This window comes from Synechococcus sp. H55.9 (assembly GCF_047462355.1).
Lineage (GTDB): Bacteria > Cyanobacteriota > Cyanobacteriia > Thermostichales > Thermostichaceae > Thermostichus.
In genome coordinates, this window is sequence record NZ_JANSJB010000044.1 from 13,121 (window position 1) to 20,037 (window position 6,917).

General features: G+C 61.5%; 7 protein-coding genes. 6 read left to right on the forward strand and 1 reads right to left on the reverse strand.

Translation table 11 applies throughout. From position 1 onward, the window contains the following. Nucleotides 1-1,515: aminopeptidase family protein P (locus tag NW857_RS07405; RefSeq protein WP_414368499.1), on the forward strand; the 1,515-nt coding region annotated here is incomplete at its 5' end. Here NW857_RS07405 and rlmN read toward each other — a convergent pair. Beyond that, on the reverse strand, nt 1,489-2,595 hold the full coding sequence (gene rlmN / locus NW857_RS07410; protein WP_414332483.1) for a 23S rRNA (adenine(2503)-C(2))-methyltransferase RlmN: 1,107 nt from the start codon (nt 2,593-2,595) through the stop codon (nt 1,489-1,491). The genes NW857_RS07405 and rlmN overlap by 27 nt on opposite strands. 241 nt (nt 2,596-2,836) lie before the next feature. On the opposite strand from rlmN, the gene NW857_RS07415 reads away from it, so the two are divergent. From NW857_RS07415 to NW857_RS07435, 5 genes are all read left to right on the forward strand, one after another. After that, nucleotides 2,837-3,469 carry a chromophore lyase CpcT/CpeT gene (locus NW857_RS07415; protein WP_414332481.1) on the forward strand — a complete coding sequence of 211 codons (633 nt, stop codon included), beginning with the start codon at nt 2,837-2,839 and terminating at the stop codon, nt 3,467-3,469. A 203-nt stretch (nt 3,470-3,672) separates the two neighbouring features. Beyond that, nucleotides 3,673-4,770: an L-threonylcarbamoyladenylate synthase gene (locus NW857_RS07420; RefSeq protein WP_414332479.1), complete on the forward strand. Its 1,098-nt coding sequence runs from the start codon at nt 3,673-3,675 to the stop codon at nt 4,768-4,770. After that, entirely contained in the window at nt 4,740-5,279 is a 540-nt protein-coding gene (purE, locus tag NW857_RS07425) for a 5-(carboxyamino)imidazole ribonucleotide mutase (RefSeq protein ID WP_414332477.1), read from the forward strand. The genes NW857_RS07420 and purE overlap by 31 nt, the downstream gene beginning before the upstream one ends. 87 nt (nt 5,280-5,366) lie before the next feature. Further along, complete coding sequence (locus tag NW857_RS07430) at nt 5,367-6,125, forward strand: hypothetical protein (RefSeq protein WP_414332475.1); 759 nt, start codon at nt 5,367-5,369, stop codon at nt 6,123-6,125. A 127-nt stretch (nt 6,126-6,252) separates the two neighbouring features. Continuing rightward, the coding region (locus NW857_RS07435) for a DUF3318 domain-containing protein (RefSeq protein ID WP_414341985.1) at nt 6,253-6,917 on the forward strand (665 nt) is incomplete at its 3' end.

The window sequence follows — 6,917 nt, forward strand, 5'->3', positions numbered from 1 at the left end:
AAAGGCGGCCTGCCGGATCAGCCCAGCCTGATGGAGATCGTAGAAGAGCTGGGATCCGGCTTTCGCCTAGGAGTGGATCCCTTCACGGTGTCAGTGGCCAGCTACCGGCAGTTGCAGACCCACGCCCAAGCCGGGGGGGTGCTGCTGATTCCAGTGGCGGAAAACCCCGTGGACAAGCTGGGATCCCGTCAGGCCCTTTCCGATCAGCCCATCTATCCTGTCCCTGTCCACCTCTGCGGGGCCAGCGCGGCAGAAAAGCTGGCCCAGGTGCGCCAGGAGATGCGCCGCAAGCGGGTGGGATTGTTGCCCCTAACCAAACTGGATCAGGTGGCTTGGCTGTTTAACCTGCGCGGCTCTGACATCCCCTACAACCCGGTATTCTGCGCCTACGCGCTGGTCGGCCTGGAGAGGGCTGCCCTGCTTACTGACCTGGAGCGCCTCACGCCCTCGGCTCGGCAAATGCTGGTGGAAGCCGAGGTCGAGCTCTGGCCTTACGAGGCTTACCCAGAACAGCTGCCCCAGTGGGCCAAGGGCTACGGGCCGGTGGGATTGGATCCCAAGCAAACCACTCAGGGCACGCAAGAGCTGCTGCAAGGGATCCCCTGTCGCGAGCTGGATCACCCCGTGGATCTCCTCAAGGCGGTAAAAAACCCCACCGAGCTGGAGCAGATGCGGCTGGCCAACCGCAAGGCCAGCCGGGCCAAGATCCGCACCCTGGCCTGGATTGACCGGCAAATTCAAGCGGGGATCCCCATCAGCGAAGCCGATGTGGCTGCTGTTATGGAGGCCCACTACCGCGAGGAAGGGGATTGGGTGGGCCTGAGCTTTAACACCATCGCCGGGGCCGGCGCCAACAGCTCCATTGTCCACTACGGCACCCCCGATCCCCAGAAGTTCTTGCAGCCAGGCGAGTTGTTTTTGTTGGATTCGGGATCCCACTACCTGGGGGGCACCACCGACGCTACCCGCACCATCTGGATTGGCTCGCAACCGGCGGATCCCCTGTGCCAGCGGCGCTATACCGAGGTGCTGAAAGCCCACATCCAGTGCGCCCGCCAGATCTTTCCCCCCGATACCTACGGCGTCTCCTTGGACGGCATTGCCCGCTCCAGCCTCTGGCAGGCAGGGCTGGACTACGGCCACGGCACCGGCCACGGCGTCGGCGCCTTCTTGAACGTCCACGAGGGGCCCAACGGGATCCACCGCCGCGCCAGCACCCCCTTCAAGGTGGGTATGATCACCAGCATCGAGCCGGGCTACTACCAGCCGGGCTGGGGTGGGATCCGCCTGGAGAATCTCTACGAGGTGATCCCCATCCCGGAGCCGGAGGGCTGGATGGGCTTTCGTTCCCTGACTTGGATCCCTTTTGATGGGCGCCTGATCGACTGGGATCTCTTAGACGAGGCGCAACGGGCTTGGCTTGATGAGTATCACCGGCAGGTCTATGCCATCCACCACGCCACCTTGTCAGAACAGGATGCCGCCTGGTTAAAGCGCGCCTGTGGACTCAGTTGATGTACTCGCGCAAGCGTTGCCCGGCAAATCCCGTGGCAAAGAGCGCAGAAAGGATCCCCGCAGTTGGCCGCAGGCGGCATTGCCATCCAAGCCACGGGTTTGGCGCACACTGGCCTGCACCTGGTGCTCTTCAAGCTGGCGGACAAACGCCTCGACTCGTGCGGGATGGGGGCGTTGATAGTCGGCTTCCGAGATGGGGTTGTAGGGGATCAAGTTCACGTGCAGTTGCACCCCTGACCGGCTGGCCTGCTGCAACAAGTGCGCCAGTTGGCGGGCATGAATGGGCAGATCGTTCACCCCAGACAGCAGGGTATATTCAAAGCTGACTCGCCGCCCGGTGCGCCGCATGTAGTCGCGGCAATCCTGGATCAGAGCCTCCAAAGGGTAGTGGGTTGCCGCAGGGATCAACCGCTGCCGCAGCTCTTGATTGGGGGCATGCAGGCTGACCGCCAGAGTAATTTGCAGATCCTGCTGCGCCAGCCAGGCAATTTGCCGAGGTACACCCACCGTCGAGAGGGTGATGTGCCGTTGGCCGATGCCGATATCTTGGTTTAGGCTGCGGATGGCTTGCACCACCGTATCGCGGTTGAGCAGCGGTTCCCCCATGCCCATAAAAACCACGTGGCTGACACGACGGCCAAAATCTTCCTGCACCGTCAGCACCTGATCCAAAATCTCGTGCAGCTCCAGGTTGCGCCGGTAGCCCATCTTGCCGGTGGCACAGAAATCGCAAGCCATGGGGCAGCCCACCTGAGAAGAGACACAGACCGTCAGACGCTTGGCCGTTGGGATCCCGACCGTTTCGATCAACTGCCCATCCGCCAGCCCCAGCAGAAACTTCACAGTGCCATCGCGGGCCTCTGTCCGTTGCACGATGCGCGAGCGCCCCACCGGGTAGTTTTGCACCGCCTCCCGCCAAGCTTTGGGAAACACCGTCACCTGTTCCAGGGAGCGGATCCCTTTTTGGTAGATCCAAGTGTGCAGTTGTTGCCCGCGATAGGCCGGCTGTCCTTGGGCAACTGCCCAGTCTTTCAGGGCAGATAAGGATTGCCCCAGCAGAGGAGTGGGTAGGGCCGACATCAGTCCATCTCAAACGAGCTCTCAAAAGGTGGTCTGGCTCCTCCACTCTAGCCTGTTCCCGTGACCCGACCCCCTTCCCACCAGCGCGTCGATGAGGTGGTTCCCTCTTGCCCAAAAGTACTAGAGTGTATTTCTGTAGAGCGTGTTGTAGAGGATCCGAAACAGTAAGGACTACGTCCCGCTGACGCGAAAGAGAGCCCTCGATCTGCATCTTTTGAACCCATTAAACCCATCTAAACCTATGTCCGTCTCCCCACAACTGGCTCGACTGGCCACCTGGATGGCAGGCCACTTCAATAACCTACAACAGGCGATCGCCGAGCCCGTCTGGTTCGCCAATATTCATGTGTACCAATGCCCCTTGCCTTGGTCGGTGTTGCAGGGGGTGGGGTTTTATGTGGAGCAACTGTACGATATTTACCCTGAACAGCCCTACCGGCAGCGGGTGATCCACCTCTTCGAGACCTCAGAAGGGATCCGGATTCAAAATTATGCGCTGACGGCTCCTGACTCCTACAAGTGTGCCGGTCGAGAGTTGCAGAAATTGGCCAGCCTGACAGCAGCCGAGTTGGAACTCTTGCCCGGCTGCATTACTCAGGTGGAATGGACGGGATCCTGCTATCGGGGCCGCAGCGTGCCCGGCAAAGGCTGTATTGTCGAACGCAAAGGCAGAACCACCTACCTGTACAGCGAATTTGAGATCGGGGCCGACTACTTTCACAGCTTAGACCAAGGGCGGGATCCCCAGACCGATCAAGTGATCTGGGGATCCCTGTCGGGGCCTTTTCGGTTTGTCAAAAAACAGGATTTTTCCGGGTACCTGCCGCAGTGGGCTGAGGAGCTGAACCATAAAGCTGTTGGAGCGACTGGTTGAGCGGCTGCAGGCGCTGAGGATCCCGTTCCCCCCGCCGGAGCTCTCGGCAAGAGCTGGTCTGGCTAACCCTGCGGCTACTGCCGGCTTCTTGGGCTCTGGAGCCATGGGGGCAGTGATGGCAGCTTTGGATCGGGCTCGTGTGAGCGTTGAAAGTAGCAACAAAATGGATCTGTCCTAGCCCTTGCCCCCAATCCAACTCATGGATGGAAACGGAAATTCTCTCTCCCACCTCTGAACACATTGCCGTAGCGGCTGCCGCCTTGCGACAGGGCCAGTTGGTGGCCATGCCCACGGAGACGGTCTATGGCTTGGCAGGCAATGGCTTGGATGAGCAGGCGGTGGCGAGTATTTTTGCCGCCAAGGAGCGTCCCCGCTTCGATCCCCTGATCCTACATCTACCGGCTGGGGTGACCCTAGAAGAATTGCAGGGATGGCTGGTGGATGTATCGGCTTTTACTCCCACCGCCCGCGCCTGGCTGGGATCCCTGATCGACACCTTTTGGCCGGGGCCTCTGACCCTGGTGCTGCCCAAGTGCCCCACTGTGCCGGATCTGGTGAGCAGTGGGTTGCCCACCGTTGCCCTGCGGGTGCCCGCTCACCCGGTGGCTCAAGCCTTGCTGCAGGCAGTACAAACCCCTCTGGCCGCTCCCAGTGCCAACCGCTTTGGTCGCATCAGCCCCACCTCAGCCCAAGCGGTTGCTGCAGAGCTGGGCGGGCGGATCCCCTACATCTTGGATGGGGGAGCGTGTGCCGTGGGCCTGGAATCCACCGTGCTTAAGCTCAGCCCGGAAGGGATCCCGACGCTGCTGCGCCCAGGGGGGATCCCGCTGGAAGCCCTGGAGGCCCACCTGGGCCTACCCATCCACTTGGCCCCGGAACAGGCCCCTGGAGTGCCGGAGGCGCCGGGACGGCTGAGCAGCCACTATGCCCCTGGCAAGCCCCTCTGGCTTTTGCCCACCGCCTTTGCCCAGCTTCAGCCCGGCGATTGGCAACAGATACAGCACCTGGCGACCGGTCATTCCCACCTGGGCATCCTCAGTTTTGCCGCGGATCCCCAGGCTTTGCTAAACCACCTCTCCCGCCACTGGCCAGGAGTTCTTTTCAGTGTGGAATGCTTGGGCTCGGATCCCAACACAGCCGCCCGCGCCCTCTTTGCCAGTTTGCGCCGTCTGGATGAAGGGGATGCCACGCTCCTGTTGGCAGAACCCCCACCCCTCTCGACGGGGTTGGGCTATGCGATGATGGATCGGCTACACCGGGCCAGCAGCCTATGGAACCCTCCCCTCTCGTGGCCATCCTAATGGGCAGCGACTCCGATCTGCCCACCCTTGCACCCGCCGCCCAGGTGTGCGAGGAGTTTGGGATCCCTTACCAGATGCAGATCCTCAGTGCCCACCGTACCCCGGAGGCGATGGTGGAGTTTGCCCGCCGCGCCCATACCCAAGGGATCCGCGTCATCATCGCCGGGGCAGGCGGGGCAGCCCATCTGCCGGGAATGGTGGCCTCCCTCACCCCCCTGCCGGTGATCGGGGTGCCGGTGCTCAGCCAACCTCTGCAGGGGATAGACTCGCTGTACTCAATTGTGCAAATGCCCAAAGGGATCCCGGTGGCCACGGTGGCCATTGGCAACGGCCACAATGCGGGTCTGTTGGCGGTGCAGATCTTGGCCAGTGGGGATGCCGACCTGCTGCGGCGGGTGATCGCTTACCGGGAAAGCCTCAAACAGACGGTACAGCAGAAAAATGCCCAGTTGCAAACCCAAGGGTGGAAAATCTATCTCGGTCGTCTCGGCGAAACGCAACCAGCATAATTTATTAGTTAGTAGTTAGAAAAAAGCGTCTACATCTTGCCACCTTACAGAAGGCCGGATGGGACAAAGTTTTGGGAGTAGCCAGCGGTGAAACATCAATCGGGTCGCCCCTCTACCGGCCAGGGATCCTGGCCAGAGTATCTGCAGCGGGTGGGGCGTGGGGCAATGGAGACGGGATCCCAAGTGGCGCTGTGGATCCTAGCGGGGCCGCAATGGCGGGTTTTGGCCCTGTCGAGCTTGGCCTTGGCGGGGCTGGCCTTTTGGAATGGGCGGCTGGCCCTCTCTCTGGGAGTGGGCACCTCGGTCATGTTGGGGCTCTACGGGGTGCGCAGCCCCGAGTTCAGCCGCCGCTGGCAGGAGTGGCAAGCCTGGTTGCGACAGGCGGATCGCTCGCTTTTGCTGGCGGTTGGCGCGGGGGCAGCCGCCACCTTCGGCACCTACACCCTCGTTTCCATCTGGGCGGAATCCAACCAGCGTTGGCTGGCCACCGGCGCTATTTTGCAGGGATTGGCCACGCTGGCGTTGTTATCGTTGCTGTTTGGGGAGTGGCTCAGCCGCCGACAAGAGCGGCAGCGTTCTCAACTGGAGCGCCATCTCAGCGACATTGCCTCTCCCGACGCCTTCAAACGGCTGGCAGGGGTTCGCCGCTTGCAGAGTTTAATGGGTCACCTGGAGCCCGAGCAAACCCGTCTGGCAGTGGATTATCTGCGGCTGGCCCTCGACCAAGAGACGGTAGCCGTTGTGCGGGAAGCCCTGCTGGAAGCCCTGCAAGGATGGGGGATCCTGCGCCGCCTCAACGATTTGACGGATCTCAAACACCCCAGCCGGGATCCCTCCTCAAACTAGGACGACAGCTGCCCCGGCCCTCCCGCCAAAAGGCTTCCCTTGGAGCTAGCCTGCAAGGAAGGCTAGGATCCCTTACTATGTATGAGTAATGATCTCCAACCGCTCCTCATAACCGCACCCTGCCAGCATGTACACCATTTCCGACTTTGACCGCCTGATCCAGTTTCTCCCGGTGGAGATCCGACCCGAGGTGCAGATCGAGATCGGCACCCCTGACCAATCTCGGGTTGTGCAGCCGCTCTGGCGCTTTCCCTGGCAAAAGTACACCCGCTTCGCCATCGACCTCAGCCGCTGGCAAAAGCTGAACCCTGACCAACAAAAGATTTATTTTCTACGGGAAGCGGTGATGGCCACCGAGCTGGCCTTGGGGGATAACTGGTCGGCCCTGTTGCTGTATCCCGCCTTGATCGGGGCCGGCAGCATGGGCATTTTGGTGGAGCTACAAATGGGGGATAACCTCGGCGTGGGCCTGGCAGCCGGCTTGGCGGCATCGGCGGTGTTTCTGCTGCGTAAAGCAGAGAAAGGCCAGAAGGCCCAGGTGGCAGCCGACGAGTTTGCCGTGCGCTATGCCTCCCAAAATGGCTACAGCCCCGAACAGGCGGCTGCCATTTTGCTGAGCGCGCTGCAGCAGGTGGCTATCCTGGAAGATCGCGTTAAGGATGACTACGACACCATCATGCGCCGCCGCAACCTGGAGTTTTTGGCGCAGCGGGGCCTGGGCTCCGGCACCTTGACCATCAATCCCAAGTACCGCAACAAGGGCCAAGGCCCCAACCCCTACCAAAATCCCTT

What these genes read in the sequence shown, in the direction of transcription:
- rlmN (WP_414332483.1), bottom strand. Translation starts at nt 2,595, where the DNA reads ATGTCGGCCCTACCCACTCCTCTGCTGGGGCAATCCTTATCTGCCCTG.
- NW857_RS07415 (WP_414332481.1), top strand. Translation starts at nt 2,837, where the DNA reads ATGTCCGTCTCCCCACAACTGGCTCGACTGGCCACCTGGATGGCAGGC.
- NW857_RS07420 (WP_414332479.1), top strand. Translation starts at nt 3,673, where the DNA reads ATGGAAACGGAAATTCTCTCTCCCACCTCTGAACACATTGCCGTAGCG.
- purE (WP_414332477.1), top strand. Translation starts at nt 4,740, where the DNA reads ATGGAACCCTCCCCTCTCGTGGCCATCCTAATGGGCAGCGACTCCGAT.